The 23,253-nt window shown below is 68.3% G+C and carries 23 protein-coding genes and 1 tRNA gene; 15 read left to right on the top strand and 9 right to left on the bottom strand.

Annotated elements, in window-relative coordinates:
* Window positions 1–12: 12 nt before the first annotated feature.
* Window positions 13–657 (bottom strand): MarR family winged helix-turn-helix transcriptional regulator, encoded by a 645-nt coding sequence (locus LC041_RS03630; protein WP_226531584.1) that lies wholly within the window; start codon window positions 655–657, stop codon window positions 13–15.
* Window positions 658–747: 90 nt separating this feature from the next.
* On the opposite strand from LC041_RS03630, the gene idi reads away from it, so the two are divergent.
* The 8 genes from idi to LC041_RS03590 are packed head-to-tail and all read left to right on the top strand — an operon-like array spanning window position 748 to window position 8,650.
* Complete coding sequence (idi, locus tag LC041_RS03625) at window positions 748–1,269, top strand: isopentenyl-diphosphate Delta-isomerase (protein WP_226531583.1); 522 nt, start codon at window positions 748–750, stop codon at window positions 1,267–1,269.
* Window positions 1,270–1,272: 3 nt separating this feature from the next.
* Entirely contained in the window at window positions 1,273–2,355 is a 1,083-nt protein-coding gene (locus LC041_RS03620; RefSeq protein ID WP_226531582.1) for a polyprenyl synthetase family protein, read from the top strand.
* Window positions 2,352–3,260, top strand: a complete 909-nt coding sequence (locus tag LC041_RS03615; RefSeq protein ID WP_226531581.1) for a phytoene/squalene synthase family protein — start codon at window positions 2,352–2,354, stop codon at window positions 3,258–3,260. The genes LC041_RS03620 and LC041_RS03615 overlap by 4 nt, the downstream gene beginning before the upstream one ends.
* Window positions 3,257–4,846 (top strand): phytoene desaturase family protein, encoded by a 1,590-nt coding sequence (gene crtI / locus LC041_RS03610; RefSeq protein WP_226531580.1) that lies wholly within the window; start codon window positions 3,257–3,259, stop codon window positions 4,844–4,846. The genes LC041_RS03615 and crtI overlap by 4 nt, the downstream gene beginning before the upstream one ends.
* Complete coding sequence (locus tag LC041_RS03605) at window positions 4,846–5,193, top strand: lycopene cyclase domain-containing protein (RefSeq protein ID WP_226531579.1); 348 nt, start codon at window positions 4,846–4,848, stop codon at window positions 5,191–5,193. Before crtI ends, LC041_RS03605 begins: the two co-directional genes overlap by 1 nt.
* Window positions 5,190–5,534 (top strand): lycopene cyclase domain-containing protein, encoded by a 345-nt coding sequence (locus LC041_RS03600; RefSeq protein ID WP_308012735.1) that lies wholly within the window; start codon window positions 5,190–5,192, stop codon window positions 5,532–5,534. Before LC041_RS03605 ends, LC041_RS03600 begins: the two co-directional genes overlap by 4 nt.
* Window positions 5,531–6,424 carry a prenyltransferase gene (locus tag LC041_RS03595; RefSeq protein WP_226531578.1) on the top strand — a complete coding sequence of 298 codons (894 nt, stop codon included), beginning with the start codon at window positions 5,531–5,533 and terminating at the stop codon, window positions 6,422–6,424. Before LC041_RS03600 ends, LC041_RS03595 begins: the two co-directional genes overlap by 4 nt.
* A 39-nt stretch (window positions 6,425–6,463) precedes the next feature.
* Window positions 6,464–8,650 (top strand): MMPL family transporter, encoded by a 2,187-nt coding sequence (locus LC041_RS03590; RefSeq protein ID WP_226531577.1) that lies wholly within the window; start codon window positions 6,464–6,466, stop codon window positions 8,648–8,650.
* A 32-nt stretch (window positions 8,651–8,682) separates the two neighbouring features.
* Here LC041_RS03590 and LC041_RS03585 read toward each other — a convergent pair.
* The 4 genes from LC041_RS03585 to LC041_RS03570 all read right to left on the bottom strand — a co-directional run bounded on the left by LC041_RS03585 (window position 8,683) and on the right by LC041_RS03570 (window position 11,408).
* Window positions 8,683–8,755: transfer RNA gene (locus LC041_RS03585), tRNA-Arg, on the bottom strand.
* A 50-nt stretch (window positions 8,756–8,805) separates the two neighbouring features.
* Window positions 8,806–9,303 (bottom strand): HNH endonuclease, encoded by a 498-nt coding sequence (locus tag LC041_RS03580; RefSeq protein ID WP_047522501.1) that lies wholly within the window; start codon window positions 9,301–9,303, stop codon window positions 8,806–8,808.
* A 309-nt stretch (window positions 9,304–9,612) separates the two neighbouring features.
* A complete protein-coding gene (locus tag LC041_RS03575) occupies window positions 9,613–10,431 on the bottom strand; it encodes a M23 family metallopeptidase (protein ID WP_226531576.1) in 819 nt (272 codons plus the stop codon).
* Between the two features lie 275 nt (window positions 10,432–10,706).
* Window positions 10,707–11,408, bottom strand: a complete 702-nt coding sequence (locus LC041_RS03570; protein ID WP_047522511.1) for a metal-dependent transcriptional regulator — start codon at window positions 11,406–11,408, stop codon at window positions 10,707–10,709.
* Between the two features lie 101 nt (window positions 11,409–11,509).
* Between LC041_RS03570 and serC the strand changes: the two genes are divergently transcribed.
* Entirely contained in the window at window positions 11,510–12,622 is a 1,113-nt protein-coding gene (serC, locus tag LC041_RS03565) for a phosphoserine transaminase (RefSeq protein ID WP_226531575.1), read from the top strand.
* A gap of 9 nt (window positions 12,623–12,631) precedes the next feature.
* Here the strand turns inward: serC and LC041_RS03560 are convergent, their stop codons facing one another.
* Window positions 12,632–13,243, bottom strand: a complete 612-nt coding sequence (locus LC041_RS03560; RefSeq protein WP_226531574.1) for a DUF3027 domain-containing protein — start codon at window positions 13,241–13,243, stop codon at window positions 12,632–12,634.
* On the bottom strand, window positions 13,227–13,607 hold the full coding sequence (locus LC041_RS03555; protein ID WP_047522525.1) for a cold-shock protein: 381 nt from the start codon (window positions 13,605–13,607) through the stop codon (window positions 13,227–13,229). The genes LC041_RS03560 and LC041_RS03555 overlap by 17 nt, the downstream gene beginning before the upstream one ends.
* A gap of 118 nt (window positions 13,608–13,725) precedes the next feature.
* Here LC041_RS03555 and LC041_RS03550 point away from each other — a divergent pair, with 118 nt between their 5' ends.
* Genes LC041_RS03550 through LC041_RS03540 form a run of 3 tightly spaced genes read left to right on the top strand, consistent with a single transcriptional unit; the run spans window position 13,726 to window position 17,401 of the window.
* Window positions 13,726–14,001, top strand: a complete 276-nt coding sequence (locus tag LC041_RS03550; RefSeq protein ID WP_226531573.1) for a multidrug ABC transporter ATPase — start codon at window positions 13,726–13,728, stop codon at window positions 13,999–14,001.
* A gap of 10 nt (window positions 14,002–14,011) precedes the next feature.
* Window positions 14,012–15,724, top strand: a complete 1,713-nt coding sequence (locus LC041_RS03545) for a helicase-associated domain-containing protein (RefSeq protein WP_226531572.1) — start codon at window positions 14,012–14,014, stop codon at window positions 15,722–15,724.
* 36 nt (window positions 15,725–15,760) lie between these two features.
* The gene (locus tag LC041_RS03540) at window positions 15,761–17,401 is read left to right on the top strand and encodes a DNA repair helicase XPB (RefSeq protein ID WP_226531571.1); all 1,641 of its coding nucleotides are present in this window, start codon (window positions 15,761–15,763) and stop codon (window positions 17,399–17,401) included.
* 34 nt (window positions 17,402–17,435) lie between these two features.
* On the opposite strand, the gene LC041_RS03535 is transcribed toward LC041_RS03540, so the two are convergent.
* The gene (locus tag LC041_RS03535; RefSeq protein WP_226531570.1) at window positions 17,436–18,443 is read right to left on the bottom strand and encodes a CPBP family intramembrane glutamic endopeptidase; all 1,008 of its coding nucleotides are present in this window, start codon (window positions 18,441–18,443) and stop codon (window positions 17,436–17,438) included.
* A 161-nt stretch (window positions 18,444–18,604) separates the two neighbouring features.
* On the opposite strand from LC041_RS03535, the gene LC041_RS03530 reads away from it, so the two are divergent.
* From LC041_RS03530 to LC041_RS03520, 3 genes are all read left to right on the top strand, one after another.
* Window positions 18,605–19,297: a response regulator transcription factor gene (locus tag LC041_RS03530; RefSeq protein ID WP_047522533.1), complete on the top strand. Its 693-nt coding sequence runs from the start codon at window positions 18,605–18,607 to the stop codon at window positions 19,295–19,297.
* Between the two features lie 62 nt (window positions 19,298–19,359).
* Complete coding sequence (locus LC041_RS03525; protein ID WP_226531569.1) at window positions 19,360–21,066, top strand: sensor histidine kinase; 1,707 nt, start codon at window positions 19,360–19,362, stop codon at window positions 21,064–21,066.
* A 163-nt stretch (window positions 21,067–21,229) separates the two neighbouring features.
* Window positions 21,230–21,517, top strand: coding sequence for a WXG100 family type VII secretion target (locus LC041_RS03520; protein WP_226531568.1), 288 nt, complete (start codon window positions 21,230–21,232; stop codon window positions 21,515–21,517).
* 66 nt (window positions 21,518–21,583) lie between these two features.
* Here the strand turns inward: LC041_RS03520 and groL are convergent, their stop codons facing one another.
* Window positions 21,584–23,203 carry a chaperonin GroEL gene (gene groL / locus LC041_RS03515; protein ID WP_226531567.1) on the bottom strand — a complete coding sequence of 540 codons (1,620 nt, stop codon included), beginning with the start codon at window positions 23,201–23,203 and terminating at the stop codon, window positions 21,584–21,586.
* Between the last annotated feature and the right edge of the window lie 50 nt (window positions 23,204–23,253).

The following is a 23,253-nucleotide window of genomic DNA, read 5'->3' as shown; positions in this document are numbered from 1 at the left end:
TGCCCGCGGATATCAGTCTGCGGTTTCCTGCACCCACGCTTCGTCCCGCAGAGTGATTTCCTCGGTCATATCGTCGAGGAATCGGATGACGACTTCACGCTCCGCGGGGCTGAGCCGCGCCGCGGAATAGAATCGCTTGGCCTGCTGACGGCCGACCGTCTCCATGGCGGCCAATCGCGTCTCCGGTGTGATGCTGATGTGGAGCGCCCGACGGTCGGTCGGGTGCGGCTCCCGCATGATGTGCCCGCCCTTCTCCAGTCGATCGAGAAGCTTGGTCGTCGCCGCCGTGGAGACGCCGAGGTGGTGGGCGATGCCGCCGGGGGTCGCGACGAGCTTCCGATTCGCGCACACGATCAGATAGTGCAGAGCGCGCATGTCCGTCTCGTTGAGACGCATGTAGCGCCGGGAAGCCTGGGAGAGCTTCTGCTCCGCCTCCCTCAGGTTGGCGAGTGCCTCCATGAGCCGGGCGATCTGCCGCAGCTCTTCCGGCGGCACACCCTCACGGTCGACGAGCGTGCTGCGCGGATCGCTCGCGTCGACGTCATAGAGCGCCGAGTGCGAGAGTCCGTCCGGAGTCTCACCGCTCGGCCTCTTGCCACCGCTCAGCGACACCTCTGTCGCGCGCTCGCGCGGGGTGGTGCCGGGCTCCGTGTCCATGCGATCATGTTACACACGAACAGTTTCATGCTAAGTTGACTACTTACCAAGTTAGAGAAATACCGGACAGCGCGAATTCAAGGAGATGCCATGGATGACGTGACCCTCCTCGCCGAAGACGGGACCACTGTCGGGACGATGCCGAAGAGCGCCGTCCACTCCCGCGACACCCCTCTGCATCTCGCGTTCTCCTGCTACGTCCTCGACACGCACGGCCGCCTCCTGCTCACCCGTCGAGCGCTGGCGAAGAAGACCTGGCCGGGTGTCTGGACCAACAGCTTCTGCGGTCACCCCCGCCCCGGAGAGGACATGCTCGATGCCGTCCGGCGGCACGGCGTCGACGAACTCGGCATCGACCTCTCCGACCTCCACGTCGCCGTCCCCGACTACCGCTACCGGGCCGTGGACGCGAGCGGGATCGTCGAGAACGAGATCTGCCCCGTCCACGTCGCTGTCATCGATGGTGAGCCCTCCGCGAACCCCGATGAGGTGTCCGAGTGGATCTGGGTCGACGTGGCCGCGCTCGTCGAGAGCATCACGCACACGCCGTTCGCCTTCAGCCCGTGGCTCGTCGAACAGCTCCCGATCCTTCGACGACTCGGCGAGGTCTGACCGATGAGCAGCACGGTGACGGAAGAAGACCTCGGGACGCGCATCGAAGAGGCCCTGCGCCACCGCTTCTCGGAACGCAGCGTCGCGGCAGAGAAGTACGGAGAGGAGTTCGTCGCGCTCTGGCACGCCGCCGCGCACCACGCGCTCGGCGGGAAGCTCGTCCGCCCTCGGCTCCTCATCGACCTGCTGCAGTCGCTCTCCCCCTCCCCCCTTTCGGAGCGGAGGACCGCGTGCGCGATCGATGTGGCCGCGCACGTCGAGCTGCTCCACTTCGCCTTCCTCCTGCACGACGACGTCATCGACGGAGACCTGACCCGGCGGCGCGGACCGAACCTCATCGGTTCCCTGGTGGCCGAGCGCGCCGATGCCCCTGCCGAGTCGACACTGCACTGGGCACGCTCGAGCGCGATCCTCCTCGGGGACATGCTGCTCGCCTCGGCTGTGCTGGGGTTCGCGCGCGCCGACATCGCCCCCGACGCCCGTGAGCGTCTGCTCTCGCTCTTGGAGCAGACGATCTTCGAGACCGTGGCCGGAGAACACGCAGACATCGCCCTCAGCGACGGCGTGATCACACCCGATCTGCGGACCATCCTCGCGACGAGCGTCTACAAGACGGCGACCTACTCCTTCATGCTGCCCCTGCGCGCCGCTGCCGTTCTCGCGGCGTCCTCCCCCGCCGCCGAGGAACGACTCAGCGAGATCGGTCGGCATCTCGGCCTCGCGTACCAATTGCAGGATGACCTGCTCTCCGTGTTCGGCGACCCCGGAGAGCACGGCAAGGATGCCTACTCCGATCTGCGCGAGGGCAAGGAGACGGCGATCATCGCCTATGCCCGCATGACGGCGCACTGGGAGAGCATCGACGTGCACTTCGGCAGGGCCGATCTCAGCCTCGCCGAGGGATCCGACGCCCGGGAGCTCCTGCGCGAGTGCGGTGCCGAAGACTTCGTGCTCGGCCTCATCCGGGAGCATCTGGATGCGGTGTCGACCACCCTTGCCGAAGCGGAGTCCGACGGCACACTCCCGGCAGCGGCTGCACGGACGATCCGCGCTCACGCTTCCCGCGTCGAAGGGCGCCGCCGATGACCACGGACCCGGCCGATCGCACGGAGGACACCGCGCTGCGACGCTTCAGCCGTACGGCGGAGATCGCCACGACCGACGTGATCCGCACCTACTCGACCTCGTTCGGACTCGCCACCCGACTTCTCGGCCGACGTCACCGCCAGCACGTCCGGAACATCTACGCCATGGTGCGCATCGCCGACGAGATCGTCGACGGGGTGGCAGCCGAGGCGGGGCTCGACAGCACTGCGCAGTCGGCGGCGCTCACCTCCTACATCGAAGAGACGCACCGCTCGATGCGCACCGGCTACAGCAGCGACCTCATCCTGCACGCGTTCGCACGGACGGCACGGGAGTGCGGTATCGGTGAAGACCTGACCGGGCCGTTCTTCGCATCGATGAGCGCCGACCTCGCCGATGAAGACGCCTTCACCGCCTACGACGCCGCCACGCACGCGGACTACGTCTACGGCTCCGCCGAGGTGGTCGGTCTCATGTGCCTTCAGGTCTTCCTCCGGGGTGCGGACCGGACGACGGAAGAGCTCGACACGCTCCGCCGTGGCGCACGCCAGCTGGGTGCCGCCTTCCAGAACGTCAATTTCCTCCGCGATCTCGCCGACGACACCGACCGGCTCCACCGCGGGTACCTCGGTGGCTCCGCTCGGCTGACGGACGCGGACCGTGACGCCTGGGTGGCGACGGTCTTCCGGCAGCTCGCGGATGCGGATGCCGCCATCCCGCTGCTCCCGAAGGATTCCCGCGCCGCGGTGCGCAGCGCCCTCGCCCTGTTCGCCGCCCTCACCCGACGCGTCGCGAAGACCCCCGTCGAGGTGCTGTACCGCCGACGCGTCCGCGTGCCGGATCCGATCAAGGCGCTGCTCGCAGGCCGAGCCGTCGTCGTCACCGCCGTGGAGCGCGACCGATGAGCCGCGTGGTGGTGATCGGCGCAGGCATCGCCGGCCTCGCGACGGCCGGGCTCCTGGCGCGGGACGGGCACGAGGTCGTCGTCTTCGAGAAGAACGCCCGCGTCGGCGGTCGCGCGGGAACGATCGAACGGGACGGATTCCGCTTCGACTCGGGGCCGTCGTGGTACCTGATGCCTGAGGTCTTCGATCACTTCTTCGCGATGATGGGGACCTCGACGTCCGAGCAGCTGGACCTCACCGAACTCGATCCGGGATATCGGGTCTTCCGGTCACCCCGTTCCTCGGGTGGAGTGAGCGTCCCGGCAGGACGCGATGCGGTCACCGAGCTCTTCGAAGAGCTGGAGCCGGGTTCCGGTCCCGCCCTCGACGCCTATCTGGACTCCGCGCACCACGCTGCGACGATGGCCGAGAAGTACTTCCTCTACAACCCGTTCACCCGCCTGCGCACTCTCGCGAACCCGGAGGTCGTGCGAGCGCTCCCCCGGCTGTTCGCCCTCCTCGGAACCAGACTGCAGTCCTTCGCGGAGCAGCGATTCCGTCATCCGGTCGTGCGCCAGATCCTCGGCTACCCCGCGGTCTTCCTCGGCACCGACCCGCGCACCGCGCCCGCGATGTACCACCTCATGAGCGCGCTCGACCTCGATCAGGGCGTCCGCTACCCCCAAGGCGGTTTCTGGCGCGTGGTCGAGCGGATCGAGGCGCTCGCTCGCGAGGCCGGCGTCCGGATCGTCACCGGCGCCGATGTCACCGGTATCCACACGCAGGACGGCACCTCCGGCGTGCACACGACCGGGGTCGGCTGGACGGATCACGCGGGCGTCGCGCACGTGGAGCACGCCGACATCGTGGTCTCGGCGGCGGATCTGCACCACACCGAGACCGTACTGCTGCCGCCTTCCCTGCAGACCTACCCCGAGTCGTGGTGGTCACGGCGGACCAGCGGTCCCGGCGGCGTGCTCGTGATGCTGGGAGTTCAGGGCACGCTGCCCGAGCTTCCGCATCACTCGCTGTTCTTCACCGAGGACTGGGACGCCAACTTCGATGCGATCTTCGGAGCGAGCCCGACCGTTCCCGATCCGGCGTCGACCTACGTCTGCCGACCGAGCGCGACGGATCCCGACGTCGCGCCGGAGGGTCACGAGAACCTCTTCGTCCTGATCCCGGTCCCGGCGGACGTCGAGCTCGGGCAAGGCGGATCCGATGGACGAGGATCACCCGCGATCGAGAGCGCCGCGGATGCGGCGATCGACCAGATCGCGACCTGGGCAGGGATCGCGGACCTCCGCGAACGCATCGTCGTGCGCGAGACGATCGGCCCCGCGGACTTCCGGGACGACTACCGCTCCTGGCGCGGCGGGATGCTGGGGCCGGCGCACATCCTCTCCCAGAGTGCGATGTTCCGCGCGCAGAACGCCTCCCGGCGCGTGCAGGGCCTGTTCTACGCCGGGGCGACCACCGCCCCGGGCGTCGGCGTCCCGATGTGCCTCATCAGCGCGGAGATCGTGCTCAAGCGCATCCGCGGTGACCACTCCCCCGGCCCGCTTCCCGTTGCGGTACCGTCCGCGGTCGGGACGGAGGCATGCTGATGGGCGTGGTGTATCTGTCGGCCCTTCTCCTGTCGATGGGGTGCATGCTGCTGCTGGACTGGCGGTTCCGTCTCTTCTTCTGGAGAGATGTCGTGTCGGCTGCGATCGTGACGCTCATCGGTCTCGTCTTCTTCCTCGTATGGGATGTGGCGGGCATCGCCACCGGGATCTTCTTCCGGGGTGAGGGTGCGATCGCGACGGGCCTCGTGCTGGCGCCCGAACTGCCCGTCGAAGAACCTGTGTTCCTCCTGTTCCTCGTGGTGTGCACGATGGTGATCTACACCGGCGCCGTGCGCCTGATCACGTGGCGGCGCGAAAGCCGTCGCGCACGGGCAGGTGGGTCGTGAGCTACCTCCAACTCGCCGCCTGCTTCCTGCTCGTCGCCGTCGTGGTCGGTGTCATCCTGCCGCTTCTCCGCCGACGCCGCGGACCGCTCCCCTCTGCCGTCCTGCTGACCGTGCTCGTGCTCTTCCTCCTCACTGCGGTGTTCGACACCGTCATGATCGCGAGCGGATTGTTCCGCTACGCCCGGGATCCACTCCTGGGCGTGTACATCGGCCTGGCCCCCGTCGAAGACTTCGCCTATCCGCTGGCGGGTGCCCTGCTCCTTCCCGCCGTGTGGACGGAGCTGCGCGCGCGACGGCGAGCGCGTGAGGACCGGAACGTCCACGACGGGGAGCGCGGATGAACACCGGAGCCACGCCGTCGCGGACGTTCGGACGGGATCTCGCGCAGATCGTGCTGTCGTCACGACCGATCAGCTGGATCAACACCGCTTTCCCCTTCGCGGCCGCCTATCTGCTCACCACCCGCGAGCTCGATGCGACGCTGCTGGTGGGCACGCTGTATTTCCTCATCCCGTACAACCTCGCGATGTACGGCATCAACGACGTCTTCGACTACGCCTCCGACCTGGCGAACCCGCGCAAGGGAGGGATCGAGGGCGCACTCCTGGCGCCGCGCATGCATCGCGCCACTCTTTGGGCGGCCGCGGCGACGAACATCCCGTTCCTCGCCTACCTCGTGATCGTCGGCAACCCGGCATCCTGGCTCTGGCTGGCCGTGAGCGTGTTCGCCGTGATCGCCTACTCGGCTCCCGTGCTGCGGTTCAAGGAGCGACCATTCCTCGATTCGATGACCTCGAGCACGCATTTCGTCAGCCCGGCGATCGTCGGGCTCGCCCTGGCCGGAGCACCCGTCACGTCCACCAGCGTCCTCACCCTCGCCGCGTTCTTCCTGTGGGGCATGGCAGCCCATGCGTTCGGGGCCGTTCAGGACGTCGGACCGGACCGCGAAGCAGGTATCTCCTCGATCGCCACGGTGATCGGGGCGAGGGCAACCGTGCGCCTTTCCCTCTCGCTGTGGGTGCTCGCCGGAGCCGCCATGCTTCTGACCCCCTGGCCGGGACCGCTCGCCGCGGTGCTCGCCTTGCCGTACGTCGTGAACGCGGCACCATGGTGGAACGTCGACGATGCGGGCTCGGCTGCCACCAACCGGGCCTGGCGACGCTTCATCGCGCTGAACTATTTCGCCGGTTTCCTCGCCACGATGATCCTCATCCTCGCGTGGGTGGCCTGACCCTCCCCCGCCGACCGAACCCCTTCCGAGAGGAACACGATGTCCCGCCCCGACTCCACGCCGACTCCGCCGATCAGGGAGCGCTCACGGCGCCACTCCTGGGTACGCGTGTTCCTTCCGGTGGCGCTGATCCTCGTCTGGCTGGTGGGCGCTTCGCTCGGCGGCCCGCTGTTCGGCAAGGTCGACGAGGTGTCGTCCAACGACCAGACGACCTATCTGCCGGAATCGGCGCAGGCCACCGAAGTCCAGCAGCTGCTCGGCGAGTTCAACGACAGCGATTCGATCCCGGCCATCGCGGTGTTCACCTCGGACGATGTGCTCACCGCGTCCGAGGTGGACGCGATCTCCGAAGCCGTCGCGGATGCGCCGAGCGTGGAGGGCGTCGGAGACGACGTCTCGCCTGCGCTCCCCTCGGATGATGGGAAGGCCGTCCAGGCGTTCATCCCGATCGAGAGCGATGCGGAACTCGCCGATGCGACGGGAGCCCTCGGCGACGAGCTGCGTGCTGCCGTCCCCGACGGCGTGACGGTCTACATCACCGGCCCGGCAGGCTTCAGCGCCGATCTGGTCGCGGGCTTCGCCGGCATCGACGGCCTGCTCCTCGGTGTCGCGCTCCTCGCGGTCCTGGTCATCCTGGTGCTCGTCTACCGTTCGTTCCTGCTGCCCCTCGTCGTGCTGTCGACGAGCCTGTTCGCACTCTGCGTGGCACTCCTGGTCGTGTGGTGGCTCGCGAAGTTCGAGGTGCTGCTGCTCAGCGGCCAGACGCAGGGCATCCTCTTCATCCTCGTGATCGGCGCCGCCACCGACTACGCCCTGCTCCTCGTGGCACGCTTCCGGGAAGAGCTGCGCGTCTCCCAGGACAAGGGCGTGGCGCTGCTCGCCGCCTGGAAGGGGTCGGTCGAACCGATCGCCGCATCCGGCGGAACAGTGATCGCCGGGCTCCTCTGCTTGTTGCTCAGCGACCTGAAATCCAACAGCACCCTCGGCCCCGTGGCCGCGATCGGCATCGTGTTCGCGATGCTCTCGGCGCTGACCTTGCTGCCCTCGCTCCTCCTGCTCTTCGGGCGTGCGGTGTTCTGGCCGCGACGTCCGCACTTCGAACCCGAGGTGGTCGCCGCCGAGCACGGTATGCGGACGACGGGCCTGTGGGCCCGGTTGGCGGGTGTCATCAAGCGCCGCCCACGGGTGATCTGGATCGTGACCACCCTCGCCCTGCTGCTCGGAGCCGCCGGGGTGACTCAGCTCGATGCCAACGGTGTGCCGCAGTCCGAGCTGGTGCTCGGTGCCTCGGAGGCCCGTGACGGGCAGGTCGCGCTCGGTGAGCACTTCCCGGGCGGCTCCGGCAGCCCGGTGTATGTGGTCGTCGAGGAGGATCGCCTGCAGGACGTCGCAGACATCCTGCTCGCACACGACGGCATCGATGCGGTCTCGGTCACCGCCGCGGATTCGCCCAGCGGCAGCGCGCCCGTGACAGCCGACGGCATCACCGCGTTCGGCCCGCCCGGGACCCCCGCCCCCGCACCGACGACTGTCGACGGTACGGTGCTCCTCCAGGGAACGCTCACGGACGCCGCAGACTCCGAGGCCGCCGCGGCGACGGTGCGCGAACTGCGGGCCGAGCTCGACGGCACCGACGCCCTCGTCGGCGGAGTCACCGCGACGTCCATCGACACGAACGACGCCTCGATCCACGACCGCAATCTGATCATCCCGGTGATCCTCGTGGTGATCATGCTGATCCTGATGCTGCTCCTGCGCTCGATCCTCGCCCCGGTCCTGCTGATCCTGACCACGGTGCTGTCGTTCGGCACGGCGATGGGAGTCTCGGCGCTCGTGTTCAACGGGATCTTCGACTTCCCCGGTGCCGACCCTGCCGTCCCGCTCTTCGGCTTCGTGTTCCTCGTCGCACTCGGGATCGACTACAACATCTTCCTGATGACCCGCGTGCGCGAGGAGGCGAAGGCGCACGGCACCCGTGAAGGCATCCTGCGCGGGCTCTCGATCACGGGCGGGGTGATCACGTCGGCAGGTCTGGTCCTCGCCGCGACGTTCGCCGCGCTCTCCGTGATCCCGATCCTGTTCCTCGTCCAGCTGTCCTTCATCGTCGCCTTCGGGGTGCTTCTCGACACGTTCGTCGTCCGCTCCCTGCTGGTGCCGGCTCTGACCTACGACATCGGCAAAGCGATCTGGTGGCCGTCGAAGCTCTGGCGGCGGGGAGAGGACTGAGACGCAGGGGCGCAGCCGCAGGTCGCGCTGGGTGCCCTCGACAGGATTCGAACCTGCGACCTGCCCTTTAGGAGAGGGCTGCTCTATCCCCTGAGCTACGAGGGCGCGCGTCAAGTCTACGGGACGAGAGAGCGCGCCCTCGGCGCCCTTGACGGTTAGGCGGCCAGAGCCAGGTACGGCTCCCATCGCGGGTCACTGCGTTCGGTTCCACGGACCGTCCAGGCCGTGCCGTGCGGAGGCCGCGGCGTGAATCGCAGCTGCCAGCGCATCTCCTGCGGGGTGCGGTCGCTCTTGACGTTGTTGCAGCGCAGGCAGCAGGCGACGAGGTTCTCCCAGGAGTCCGCACCTCCGCGCGAGCGCGGCAGGACGTGATCGATCGTGGATGCGGCCTTCCCGCAGTAGCCGCAACGATGGTTGTCACGCCGGAGAACACCGCGTCGCGTGACAGGTACTCGTCTGCTCGTGGGCACCCGGACGTAGCGGGCGAGGATGATGACCGCCGGCCGATCGTAGACGCCGTGGGTGCCCCAGACGGGATCGTCTTCCACGCGTTCGATCACGGTCGCCTTGTCGTTCATCACGAGCACGAGCGCTCTCTTGAACGACACGATCGCGAGCGGCTCGTATCCGGCATTCAGGACCAGTGTGCGCATTCGTCATCCTCTCGATCCGCCGGGACGGCTTCCCGGCACTCTCGACTCACACGAGGTCGCGCAGGCGGCAGAGCGATCGTAAGGACGAAAAAAGGCGCCGTCTAAAGACAGCGCCTTTCGCGCACGGCAACGCCGTGGCATCCCTGCGGGCTATGCAGAAGGACGTGACGACCGAGGGCATCCATGGTTCGGATGGTCGGTATTCGCTCCATCAGCCTCTCCCAGCTGTTCGACAACGGGATCAGGCTAACCCATCTCCCTGGGTACAGGGCGAAACGGCGGGTGAATGAGGGAAGACGTGTCGGGGAATCAGCCGGCGTTGACCGAGAGCCACGACATGGGCTCGACGAGGCCACCGTTGATCCACACCTCGAAGTGGAGGTGGTTCGCGGTCGAGCGTCCGGTGCTGCCGACGTAGCCGATCAGCTGGCCCGCGGCGACCGTCTGGCCGACCTGAACCTGGCGCGAACCGTAGAGCATGTGGCCGTAGGTCGTCTGCACTCGCTGTCCGCCGACGACGCTGTCGAGCATGACGCAGACGCCGTAGCCGCCGATGCTCTCAGCCGAGGCGCGGACCACACCTGCCGCGGCCGCATAGATCGGGGTGCCTGCGGGCGCGAGCATGTCGGCACCGTTGTGGCCGCCGCCGATCGTGCGGCTGACGTTCCAGGAGCCCATCGGGAGCGGGTAGCGGACCTCTCCGGAACCGGGCGACGTGAGGGCGTAGCCCGCGGAGTTGAACTGCGTGGAAGCCGATGCGGTGGATGCGGCTGCGGCCGCACGGGCGGCTGCCGCTTCCTCGGCCTTCTTCTTCGCGATCTCCTCCGGAGTCGTCGCGCTGAAGGTGCCGCGGCTGAGCGGTGCGGCGGTGGCCTGCGAGGCGACGACGAGCGATTGCGCGTCGACGGCGGCGAGCTGCTGGAGAGTGGTCGGTGCAGCCTCAGCCGGCTTCGGAGAAGCGAAGGCCGGAAGTGCGATCCCGGCGACCAGCGCGCCGACGGCCCCGAAGATCGCGATCGACCGAAGGGGCTTCAGCGCCTTGCGAGCACCCGTGCGCGCGCCGGTCCGGCGGGCTGGTGCTCGGTCTTCAGATTTCTTCTTCGCGGTCGGTTCGATGTCTGCGGCCAAAACGTGGTCCTCCTGGGCCCTCGCGCTTTCGGGTAGCGCTGGCTCGTCGGCACTCTGCTCTCGTGGCATGAATGTAGCTCGGGGTACTTCGTGCGTTCCTGCCGTGAAGACGACGAGCCTGGAAGGCGAATCTTCGCGGTGCGTCTCCAGCGGGCTTCTTCGCTGGCGACTCGACCGAGGTTACCGGAAGATAACGATCGTGTCACCCCAGGAACCTGACAATCGTCGCAGAGGCCCTCGCGGGCACCCTCTTGCGGTCAGCGTTCTGCGTGAGATCAGGCCGGTTCGCCCACCAGGAAGATATGCGACGCCAGCTCGACGGGAAGCTCGAGTCCGTCGGTCTGGCCGTCCATCTGGATGAGGACGTAGCCCTCGCTGAAGCGGAAGTCGCCGTGCGCACCGGGAACCACACCGGCGTCGCGGAGCTGCTCCAGCAGTTCGGGGTCCACCTGGGCGGGCTCGGCCAGACGACGGACCGTTCCCTCGACCGGCTCACCGGCCGCGTTCAGGCGCTGAACGAGACCGATGACGCCTTCGTCGAAGGTACGCGCGGGAATGTCACCGAGCTGGTCGAGGCCCGGGATCGGGTTGCCGTACGGCGACTCGGTCGGGTGGCCGAGCAGTTCGACCAGGCGGCGCTCCACCTGCTCGCTCATGACATGCTCCCACCGGCAGGCCTCTTCGTGGACGAACGCCCAGTCGAGCCCGATGACATCCGACAGCAGACGCTCGGCGAGGCGGTGCTTGCGCATCACGTCGACGGCCTTGCGACGACCCGCGTCGGTGAGCTCGAGCGTGCGGTCTTCGGAGACGATGACGAGACCGTCGCGCTCCATACGCCCCACCGTCTGCGAAACCGTGGGGCCGGAGTGGCCCAGGCGCTCGGAGATACGCGCGCGCAGCGGCACGATGTTCTCCTCCTCGAGTTCGAGGATGGTGCGGAGATACATCTCCGTGGTGTCGATCAGATCGGTCATGTGCGGGCCCTCCGGGGTTCTTAGGCAAGCCTACATTCCCGGGCGGACATCGGAGCCGCGCGCGGTGCGGCGGGGCGCCGTTCGCCCTCTAGAATCAAGCCATGGCGATCGAGATTCCCCGTGACCTCCTGCCCACTGACGGCCGCTTCGGCTGCGGCCCCTCGAAGGTGCGTCCCGCGCAGCTGGAGGCCTTGGCGGCCTCGGGAGCCTCGATCCTGGGAACCTCGCACCGCCAGGCTCCCGTGAAGAACCTCGTCGGAAGCGTCCGCGAACAGCTTGCAGCACTGCTGCGCGTCCCCGAGGGATACGAGATCATCGTCGGCAACGGCGGATCCACCGCGTTCTGGGATGCCGCCGCTTTCGGACTCATCGAGCACCGCAGCCAGAACCTCGTGTTCGGTGAGTTCGGTGGCAAGTTCGCCGCCGCCGCGGGGGCTCCGTGGCTCGCTGCTCCCGACGTGCGCAAGGCCGAGCCGGGCTCGCTGACCGTCGCCGAGGTGGTGCCGGACGTCGACGTGTACGCCTGGCCCCACAACGAGACGTCGACCGGTGTCGCGGCCCCCATCGGGCGCGTCGACGCGGAGGGGGCGCTCACCGTCATCGACGCGACGAGCGCCGCAGGCGGGATCGACTTCGACGCCACCCAGGCGGATGTGTACTACTTCGCGCCGCAGAAGAACCTCGGGTCCGACGGAGGCCTGTGGTTCGCAGCCGTCTCCCCCGCCGCGATCGAGCGCATCGAACGCATCGCCGCGTCCGACCGGTACATCCCCGAGTTCCTCAGCCTGAAGAACGCTGTCGACAACTCGCGTCTCAACCAGACGCTCAACACCCCGGCCCTCACGACGCTGCACCTTCTCGACAGCCAGCTGCGGTGGATCCTCGACAACGGAGGACTCGCCTGGGCTGCGGCCCGGACGGCGGAGTCTTCTTCCGTGCTCTACGACTGGGCGGAAGCATCGTCGGTCGCCACTCCGTTCGTCGCGGACGCGGCGCACCGCTCCCCGGTGGTCGCGACCATCGACTTCGACGACAGCATCGACGCCGCCGCCATCGCGAAGACGCTCCGCGCCAACGGGATCGTCGACACGGAGCCCTACCGGAAGCTCGGTCGCAACCAGCTGCGCGTGGCGACGTTCGTCTCCATCGAGCCGGACGACGTGCGCCAGCTCACCCGCTCCATCGAGTACGTGCTGGAGAACCTGGGCGCCTGAGCGCCGGGCTCACTCCTCTTCGTCGACCTCGCTGGCGTCCTCATCCAGGGCGCCGGCTTCGTCGTCCTCGGCCCCGTCCGCCTCGGACGCGTCTGCGCCGGTCTCGGCCCCGGAATCGTCGAGTTCGTCGATGTCGACGCCGTCGACGTCACCCGCGTGAAGGATGTCCGAGACGTGGTCGCCCTCATCGAGGTCGTCCTCGTCGTCGTCGAGGTCTTCGTCGAGGTCGTCGTCCGCGTCATCGTCGTCCGGCTCGTCGTCGGGCGATTCGCCGTCGGCCGAGGCCGCTTCGGCGAGCTCGGCCTGGTGTGCGCGGTACTCGGCGAGCCGCTCGGCCCAGGGCACCCACTCGGGCGCGAGGAGAGCGCCGTCGCCCGGGAGCAGTTCGACCTCGAGGACCGTCGGATCCTCGTCGTCCACTCGCGCGATGGTCACGGTCCAGTACCACCCGGGGTAGCCGGCGAGACGGTTCTCGAATCGCAGCGAGACCGCGCCGTCCTCCTCGGCGACGTATCCGGCCGCCGGTCCGATCGACGTGGCAGGAGTGATCTCGCGCAGAGCCGCCAGCGCGAGATCGTGGGCGCCGAGCAGACGGGCGTCGGCCTCAGGCTTCGAGGTCATCGGCGACCTTGCGCAGGACGGCCGCGATCTTGCGGCCGTGTCCGGATGAGGGGTAGCGTCCGCGGCGCAGATCTCCGCCGATGCCGTCGAGGAGCTTCACGAGGTCTTCGACGATGATCGCCATGTCGTCGGCGGGCTTGCGCTTCGCCTTCGACAGGCTCGGCGGCGCCTCGAGCACGCGTACCGAAAGCGCCTGGAGGCCGCGCTTGCCATCCGCCACGCCGAACTCCACGCGCGCACCCGCCTTCACCGCGGCACCCGCAGGCATCGCGGAGGCGTGCAGGAAGACGTCCTGGCCGTCATCGCTGGCGATGAAGCCGAAACCCTTGTCTTCGTCGTAGAACCTGACCTTGCCGGTGGGCATGGGAGAACCTCGCTGAGATCGATATGCAGAACCAATGACGCGCTCGTGCGCGCCCTCCCAGCCTACCGGTCGCGGGCTCCGCCGATCCGATGGTGTCGGTGAGAGTAGGCTGAGGCGGATGAGCACGCACAATTCCGAACCGGAGGTTCCCGTCCGCCAGCTGGATCGTTTCCTGGCTTTCGCCGCGCTCGGAATCGCCGCGGCATCCGTGGTGTGCTTCTTCGCCATCATCATCGGAACCGCCGTCGGCATGGACCAGAGCTCCTTCGGCGAGGGGGCGTGGCCGTTGATCGCTGCGATCCCCTACTGGGGGCTCCCGGTCGCCTTCCTGATGATCCTCACGCTCCTCATCATGAGCTTCGTGCGAAAGGGACGCGCTTCCACGCGTTCGTGAGGAACCGGCCATGAGCACTCACGCACGACCGCTGGCGGACTGGCTGGCAGCGGCGAGCGATGACGACCTCCGCCGACTCTTCACGGCGCGCCGGGTGCGGCCGGACGCCCCGTGGCAGGACTTCTTCGACGCGGCTGAGGCGCTGCTCGACCCCGCTTCCCTGGCGAAGGTCCTCCCCTCGCTCACCGCGGCCGAGGCGAAGGCCCTCACCGCCGCGGCGTCCGGCGTCCCTTCCGGCGCCCTGCAGGAACAGCTGACAGCACTCGCTCTGCTGCGCCCCGACGGCACCCCCTATCCCCCTGTCACCGCTGCGATCGACGGGCGACCGTCTCCCGAGCCCGTGACGGACCCGCCGGTTCCTCCCCGCTCGTCGGAGGCCGCCTCGGCGCACGCCGCGGAACGCGCCTTCACGACGGTGGCCGTGCTCGCAGACCTTCTCCTCATCGCGCGCGAGCGTCCGTTCGCCCTGCTCACCGGCGGCGGGGTGAACGCGGGCGAGAAGCGCCAGCTCGCCGAAGCCGGCGTGCCGGGCGAGCTCGTCGATGCCCTTGTCTCCCTTGCGCTCCAGGCCGGTCTCGCGGTCTCGGCCGACCGCCGCCTGCGCTCGAGTCACTCCGCTGAGGAATGGCTGCGGTCCTCAGCCGTCGACCGCTGGAGCGTGCTGGCCAGCTCCTTTCGCGACACCCTTCCGCAGGGCATCCGTTCAGCGGAAGGCGGATGGATCCCACCGGATTCGTGGATCGACGCACACCCGTGGGATCAGAACTGGCCGGAGCGTTCCGCGGCCCTGCACGAAGCGGCCCGTCTGCTCGGACTGATCGCCGAAGACGGCACGGAGCCCGAGTGGGCGGTCGCGCTGCGGAGCGGCGACACGGCTGACGCGGGGGCGCTCGTGCGGCTGCTCCCCACCGAGGTCGACCGGATCTTCCTGCAGAACGACCTCACGGCCATCGCCCCTGGTCCGCTGGAGCCCGCGCTCGACGTGCGGCTGCGTACGATCGCCGCCCGGGAATCCGCGGCACAGGCATCGTCCTACCGCTTCACCGCGGAGTCCGTGGCGCACGCGTTCGCGACCGGTGAGACGGAGCAGTCGATCCTCGACTTCCTCGGCACGCTCTCGCTCACGGGCATCCCGCAGCCGCTCGGCTACCTGATCGCACAGACAGCGCAACGGCACGGTCTGGTCCGCGTCTCGACGGATGAGGAGACCGGCCGCACCCGGATCGAGAGCAGCGACGGCCACCTCATCGATGCGATGGCGGTCGACCAGTCCCTGCGCCCGCTCGCTCTCACCGCGCACGTCGGATCGCTCACCTCCCGCGTCAGCCGTGACACCGTCTATTGGGCGCTCACCGATGCGCGATACCCGGCGACGCTGGTCGGGCCGGACGGCGCCCCGGTCGTCCGCGAGAGGCACCCTGCCCCATCGTCCGCCGCCGCGCACACCGGCACCTCCGACCTCGACCCCCTCATCGCGCGCTTGCGGTCGCATCAGGGACCGGATGCCGACGCCGCCTGGCTCGATCGCGAGCTCGAAGCGGCAGTGCGGGCGAAGTCCGTGCTGCAGGTGACCGTCGGCATGCCGGACGGCTCCACGCGAGAGCTCCTCCTCGAGGCGACCGGGATCGGCGGCGGGCGGCTGCGGGGGCGCGATCGTGCCGCCGACGTGGAGCGCACCCTCCCCGTGTCGAGCATCCGCACGGCCACGATCGTCGCGCCATAGACCCCCGGTGTCGCAGGACCGGTAAACTGGTCAGCTATGTCTGATGGCCCCCTGATCGTCCAGAGCGATCGCACCGTGCTGCTCGAAGTGGCCCACGCCGACGCCGAGAGCGCCCGCCACGAACTCGCGATCTTCGCCGAGCTGGAACGTGCCCCCGAACACATTCACACCTATCGCATCACCCGGCTGGGCCTGTGGAACGCACGCGCTGCCGGCCACTCCGCCGACGACATGCTCGAGACGCTGGACCGCTGGTCACGATTCCCGGTACCGCCCTCCGTCGCCGTCGATCTGCGTGAGACGGTGAATCGCTATGGACGGCTGGTCATCGAGCGCGATGACGAAGGCACCCTGATCCTGCACTCTTCGGATCCGGCCGTGCTCGCGCAGGTCGCGAACAACAAGCGCATCCAGCCTCTTCTGATCGGTCACCCGACCCCTGAGACGTACGTGGTCGACGCCTGGGCGCGGGGGCAGATCAAGCAGGAGCTGCTGAAGATCGGGTGGCCGGCCGAGGACCTCGCCGGCTACACCCCGGGCACCCCGCACGAGATCGAGCTCGCCGAAGACGGCTGGCAGATCCGTCCGTACCAGCAGGATGCGGTGGATGCGTTCTCGAAGGACGGCTCCGGCGTCGTGGTCCTCCCCTGCGGCGCGGGGAAGACGATCGTCGGCGCGGGGGCGATGGCCGCGACGAAGACCACCACGCTGATCCTCGTCACCAATACGGTGTCGGCCCGACAGTGGCGCGACGAGCTGCTCAAGCGCACCAGCCTCACACCGGAGGAGATCGGCGAGTACTCCGGCCAGGCCAAGGAGGTCAAGCCCGTCACGATCGCGACCTATCAGATCCTGACCGCCAAGCGGAAGGGCGAGTACGCGCACCTGGCGCTGCTGGACGCCCTCGACTGGGGCCTCATCGTGTACGACGAGGTCCACCTTCTCCCCGCGCCGGTGTTCAAGCTCACCGCCGACCTGCAGGCCCGTCGCCGCATCGGCCTGACAGCGACACTGGTCCGTGAGGACGGTCGCGAGGGCGATGTGTTCAGCCTGATCGGACCCAAGCGCTTCGACGCGCCGTGGAAGCAGATCGAGGCGCAGGGCTTCATCTCCCCCGCCGCCTGCTATGAGGTGCGCGTCGACCTCCCGCCGAGCGACCGGCTCGAGTACGCCGCGGCGACCGACGACGAACGCTATCGGCTCGCTGCCTCGGCGCCGGCCAAGGTGACTGCGGTGCGCGAGCTCATCGCGAGGCATGAGGGCGAGCGCATCCTCGTGATCGGCCAGTACCTCGATCAGCTCGAGTCGCTGTCGGCGGCACTGGATGCTCCGCAGATCACCGGCGCGACACCGGTCGACGAGCGCGAGGAGCTGTACCGGGCCTTCCGCGAGGGCGAGATCTCCCTCCTGGTGGTGTCGAAGGTCGCGAACTTCTCGATCGATCTCCCCGAGGCGTCCGTAGCCATCCAGGTGTCCGGCTCGTTCGGGTCGCGCCAGGAGGAGGCCCAGCGACTCGGACGCCTGCTGCGTCCGAAGCAGTCCGGACACACGGCGAGCTTCTACACCCTCGTCGCCCGGGACACCATCGATCAGGACTATGCCCAGAACCGCCAGCGCTTCCTGGCCGAGCAGGGCTACAGCTACACGATCATGGACTCCGACGCGATCGCCGCCTGACCTTTCCGCCGGGCATCCCCCGCGGTCGCGCCCTTCAGCCGCCCAGGAGGCGCGGCAGGTGATGGGTCCCGGCGTGACGGGCCGGTGCGGGCACGGGCGCCGTCGCGGTGCGCGTCACACCGAGGCGTCGCGCCCAGCGGTCGGCGAGCACCGCGTACACGACCATCGCGATCATCGAACCGACGAGGTCCGCCGCCGTCCCCGAGGTGGCGTTGGCATCGACGAGGGCGACGGATCCGAGCAGGAAGATGAGCACGTTGTTGACGATGTGCAGTGAGATCGCCGCTTCGAGACCACCCGTCCGCCAGGTCAGCCAGGCGGCGACGATCGCGAAGGCCCCCACGCTCGCAGCGCCCCAGACGTCGTAACCGTGGCCGAGGACGAACAACGGCACGGGCAGCAGGATGGCGAAGGCCGGATGCCGGAGCCAACTGCCGACCAACTGCATGAGGTACCCGCGGAAGACGTACTCCTCCGCGGCCGCCTGGAAGGGGATCAGGAGCAGCACCAGGAGGACCATGATCCACAATCCGGGGTGCGAGAAGTCGGCGACCACCGCCTCCCCGGCGAGCGCGGACCACCCCAGCACGACGGCGAAGTACACGGCGAACACCGCGAGCACCAGCAGGAGGCTCTTCCCGAGCCACCCCACCCGCAGTCGTGCCGTCACGGAGGACAGCACCCCGACGCCGCGGCCTTCGACGACCCGGGAAGCCAGCAGCAGAGCCGGGATCATCAGGATCAACGGGAGCACGAGGGCGATCAGCAGCCAGGGACGGTCGAGGTCGAAGTACTGCACGGAGGTGAGGAGCACCATCATCTCGTCGCCCCACCCCGGGATGAGCGCTGCTGCGGCGACCAGGGGCACGGTCAGGAGGAGGAGGAGCACGACGTAGAACGCGAGGGCGACGAGTCCGGTGAGGAGCGGCCGCCACCAGCGATACCGCGGTCGGAGGTGCGCCAGCCGGTGGTAGGGGACTTGCGCGGCGTGCGATGGGGAGGGCGGGGCGGGGGCGACGGATGCGTCCTCGTTCGAGCTCATGTCTCAATCCTTGCCTGTCCACCTGTGCTCTTGCTCCCACCGCGAACGATGTCTCGTCCCGCGTAGGTCGAGCGCGTCGACGACTCGCCGGGAGCGCGCGACTCCACGCCGTTCCGCACAATAGTCAGCATCCACATGGCCGGAGTCACCATAATGGGGACATGACTGCTCCGCGCATCCTGGTCGTCGATGACGAACCCAACATCCGCGACCTGCTCTCCACGGGTCTCAGCTTCGCCGGATTCCAGGTGAAGACGGTCGCCAACGGCGCCGCCACGATCTCGGCCGTCCTCGAGGAGGAACCGGACCTGATCATCCTCGACGTCATGCTCCCGGACATGAACGGGTTCAGCGTGACCAAGCGCCTCCGCGGCGCCGGCTTCACCGCCCCGATCCTCTTCCTGACGGCGAAGGACGGCACCGACGACAAGATCGAAGGACTCAACGCCGGCGGCGACGACTACGTCACCAAGCCTTTCAGCCTCGACGAGATCGTCGCCAGAGCGCAGGCGATCCTCCGCCGCACCATGCAGGCCGACGAGGAGTCGATCATCCGCGCGGGCGAGTTGTCGATGGACCAGGACACCCACGACGTCCACGTGGGCAAGGAGCCGATCGAGCTCAGTCCGACCGAGTTCAAGCTGCTGCGCTACCTGATGCTCAACCCGAACCGTGTGCTGTCGAAGGCCCAGATCCTCGACCACGTGTGGGAATACGACTTCAACGGCGACGCCGGCATCGTCGAGAGTTACATCTCGTACCTTCGCCGGAAGATCGATCCGCACACCGAGGAGTCGCTCATCCAGACGAAGCGCGGCTTCGGCTACATGTTGAAGGTCGGCAAGTCGGCCTGACGCCCGGGCCACAACCACTCGACGCCGCCCAGCGGCGTGTTCGCCGCACCGAGGAGGACCGCATGGCGCACAAGCCCGATGCGGTCACCAGCTGGTGGCGGCGCATCAGCCTCCGGGCGAAGGTGACCGGAGTCACGGTGGCGGTCCTGGCGCTCGGCCTGCTGGTGGCAGGAATAGGAACCGTGCCGATCCTGCGCAACGCGCTCGTCGCGAACATCGACGCGCAGCTTCCGGCGCTGGTGTCCAGTGATCTCGTGGAGCGGTACTTCGATACCTCGACGACGGACGGCACCACGACCTACACTCCCCGCGAAGAGCAACCACGGGACTTCTCCTTCGCCATCTACGACGCGACGGGCGTGCTGCGAGCCACCGTGCGCGGCACCTCCGGCCCGACACCTCTCTTCCCCGCCGAGTACTCCCTCGCCAAGGCCACCGCCGATTCCGAGCGGACCCCGCTCGAGCTCGCAGGGCCGGATGGCGAGGTCTTCCACGCCGCCGTCGCCGTGGTGGGCTCGGAAGACGGCGGGGGCGCGCTCCGCATCCAGCTGGTCGCGCTCCCCCTCGCGCCCGCGGATCGCATCGTCAGCCAGTACTTCGGCATCTACATCACGATCGCCCTCATCACGATCCTCATCGCCGCGCTGCTCACCCGCGGCCTCGTCACCCTGACCTTCCGCAGACTCGGACAGGTCGAGGCGACTGCCATGTCGATCGCCGCCGGCGACTTCCGACAGCGTCTCACCGATCTCGAGCCGACGACGGAGGTCGGCCGTCTGAACGCAGCCATCAACACGATGCTCGATCGTGTGGACCGCTCACTCGCGCAGCGCGACCGCACGGTGCAGCACATGCGGCGTTTCATCGGCGATGCCAGTCACGAGCTGCGCACGCCCCTCGTGAGCGTTCGGGGGTACGCAGAGCTCTACCGCATGGGCGCGATCAAGGGGGAAGAGGACACCGCCAGAGCCATGGAGCGCATCGAGAAGGAGGCGATCCGGATGGGTGTCCTCGTGGAGGATCTCCTCGCACTCGCGCGCCTGGACGAGGAACGCGAACCGGAGATCGCCGCTCTCGATCTGCGTCCGATCGCACGGGACGCGGCGCTCGACCTGCGCGCCGCCGCTCCCGGCCGGACGGTCACGGTGATCGACCGGACGGTCGGTGCCCCGGCCACCGCCCCCCTGCGCCTCGCTCCTTCCCCGCAGCCCGAGGATGCCGTGCGCCCGACTCCCCGCGGGTTGTCCCGGACGGCGCTCTCCCGTCTGCGTCGCCGCCCCCGCGTTCCCGAACCGACCCCGGCCATCGACTTCACGGAGATCCCCGACATCCCCGTGCGGACGCCTCCGATCGTGCTCGGGGAGGAGAACAAGGTGCGGCAGGTCGTCACCAATCTGCTGGGAAACGCCCGCCGCTTCTCCCCCGAGGACGGACCGATCGAGCTCATCGTCGACTCCGACCGCGCCCGCGGTACCGGCAGCATCTCGGTCGTGGACCACGGTGAAGGCATCCCGCCGCAGATCCGCGAGCAGATCTTCGAGCGTTTCTGGCGCGCCGATACGTCACGCGCACGGGAGACAGGGGGATCCGGTCTCGGGCTCGCGATCGTCGCATCGATCATGAAGGCCCTGCACGGTGCCGTCGACGTGTCGGAGACCCCCGGCGGCGGGGCGACTTTCACGGTCACGCTGCCGCTCGCGCCGGCCCGCGCCACGCCCGCGCACCTGCTCGAGGACACGCAGCCCCTGGAACGACTCGACCTTCCCTGATCGACCGGCACCCACGTCGGAGTGCGCCCTCCGCACGGGCAACGGTTCTGCACGGGTCGGAGCATCTCACGGTTGTCCCCAGAGGACGACGCCGGCCGACGCTGACCCGATTAACGACACCGCCTCGCGCATAGCGTCGGAACCCCAAAGAGAAGGAGTTCCCATGTCTGTCTTCACCGTCGACACCGATGCCGTCCACGCCGCCCACGGCGCCGTCAGAGCCACCATCGAGCGTCTGCAGAGCGAGTCGGCGACGCTCATGGCTCAGCTGCGTCAACTGCAGAGCTCGTGGGTCGGAAGTGCCTCCAACGCGTTCCAGGGGTGTGCCGAGCAGTGGCAGGGTGCCCAACTGCATGTGGAGCAGGTTCTCGACTCGATCGGAACGTCGCTCGGATCGGCCGCCACGCAGTATGCCGATGCCGACCAGTACTCCGCGAGCCTGTTCCGCTGACGCCGCTTCCCGCGAACGCAGAACGCCCCCGGCCGAAGCCGGGGGCGTTCTGTCAGGAAGGAACTATCAGAAGTCCATGCCGCCCGACGGGTCGGGCATCGGAGCCGCTGCCTTCTCGGGCTTGTCCGCCACGACGACCTCGGTCGTGAGGAACAGAGCTGCGATCGACGCCGCGTTCTGCAGCGCCGAACGGGTGACCTTGGCCGGGTCGATGATGCCGGCGCCGAACATGTCGACGTACTCGCCCGTAGCCGCGTTCAGGCCCTGGCCCGCGGGGAGCTCGGCGACCTTGTTCGCGACGACACCAGCCTCGAGACCGGCGTTCAGCGCGATCTGCTTCAGCGGAGCCTGGATCGCGACGCGGACGATGTTCGCTCCCGTCGCCTCGTCACCCGTGAGCGAGAGCGCGTCGAGCGCCTTCGTTCCGGACTGGATGAGCGCGACGCCACCGCCGGGGACGATGCCCTCTTCGACGGCTGCCTTCGCGTTGCGGACGGCGTCCTCGATGCGGTGCTTGCGCTCCTTGAGCTCGACCTCGGTCGCAGCCCCCGCCTTGATGACGGCGACGCCACCGGCGAGCTTGGCCAGGCGCTCCTGGAGCTTCTCGCGGTCGTAGTCGCTGTCGGTGTTCTCGATCTCGCGACGGATCTGCGTGACGCGACCCTCGATCTGGTCGGCCTCGCCGGCACCCTCGACGATCGTGGTCTCGTCCTTGGTGACGATGACCTTGCGCGCACGACCCAGCAGGTCGAGCGTGGCGTTCTCCAGCTTGAGGCCGACCTCCTCGGTGATGACCTGACCACCGGTGAGGATCGCGATGTCCTGCAGCTGCGCCTTGCGACGGTCGCCGAAGCCGGGGGCCTTGACGGCGACCGACTTGAAGATGCCCTTGAGCTTGTTCAGCACGAGCGTCGCGAGAGCCTCGCCCTCGACGTCCTCGGCGATGATGACGAGCTCCTTGCCGTCCTGGATCACCTTGTCGACGATGGGCAGGAGGTCCTTGATGTTCGAGACCTTCTGGTTCGCGATGAGGATGTACGGGTCCTCGAAGACAGCCTCCTGGCGCTCCGGGTCCGTCACGAAGTACGGGTTCAGGTAGCCCTTGTCGAAGCGCATGCCCTCGGTGAGCTCGAGCTCGGTGCCGAACGTCTGCGACTCCTCGACCGTGACGACGCCTTCCTTGCCGACCTTGTCGATCGCCTCGGCGATGAGCTCGCCGATCGCGGGGTCAGCAGCGGAGATGGACGCCGTGGCGGCGATCTGCTCCTTGGAGTCGATCTCCTTGGCGGTCGAGAGCAGCTCCTCGGTGATCGAGGCGACGGCCTTCTCGATTCCGCGCTTGAGCGAGATGGGGTCGGCGCCGGCTGCGACGTTGCGCAGACCCTCGCGGACCAGAGCCTGAGCGAGGACCGTGGCGGTGGTGGTGCCGTCACCAGCGACGTCGTCGGTCTTCTTCGCGACCTCCTTGACGAGCTCCGCGCCGATCTTCTCGTACGCGTCGTCCAGCTCGATCTCCTTGGCGATGGAGACACCGTCGTTCGTGATCGTGGGGGCGCCCCACTTCTTCTCGAGGACGACGTTGCGGCCGCGCGGGCCGAGGGTCACCTTGACCGCGTCGGCGAGGATGTTCAGGCCGCGCTCGAGGCCGCGGCGGGCCTCCTCATCGAAAGCAATGATCTTTGCCATGAGTTTTTTCGTCCCTCCTGGACGTAGACGTTGGGTTTAGCACTCAGAGT

Source organism: Microbacterium paraoxydans, assembly GCF_020524545.1.
In the GTDB taxonomy this organism is placed as follows: Bacteria; Actinomycetota; Actinomycetes; order Actinomycetales; family Microbacteriaceae; genus Microbacterium; species Microbacterium paraoxydans_C.
This window is presented reverse-complemented; position numbering and strand designations above follow the sequence as displayed.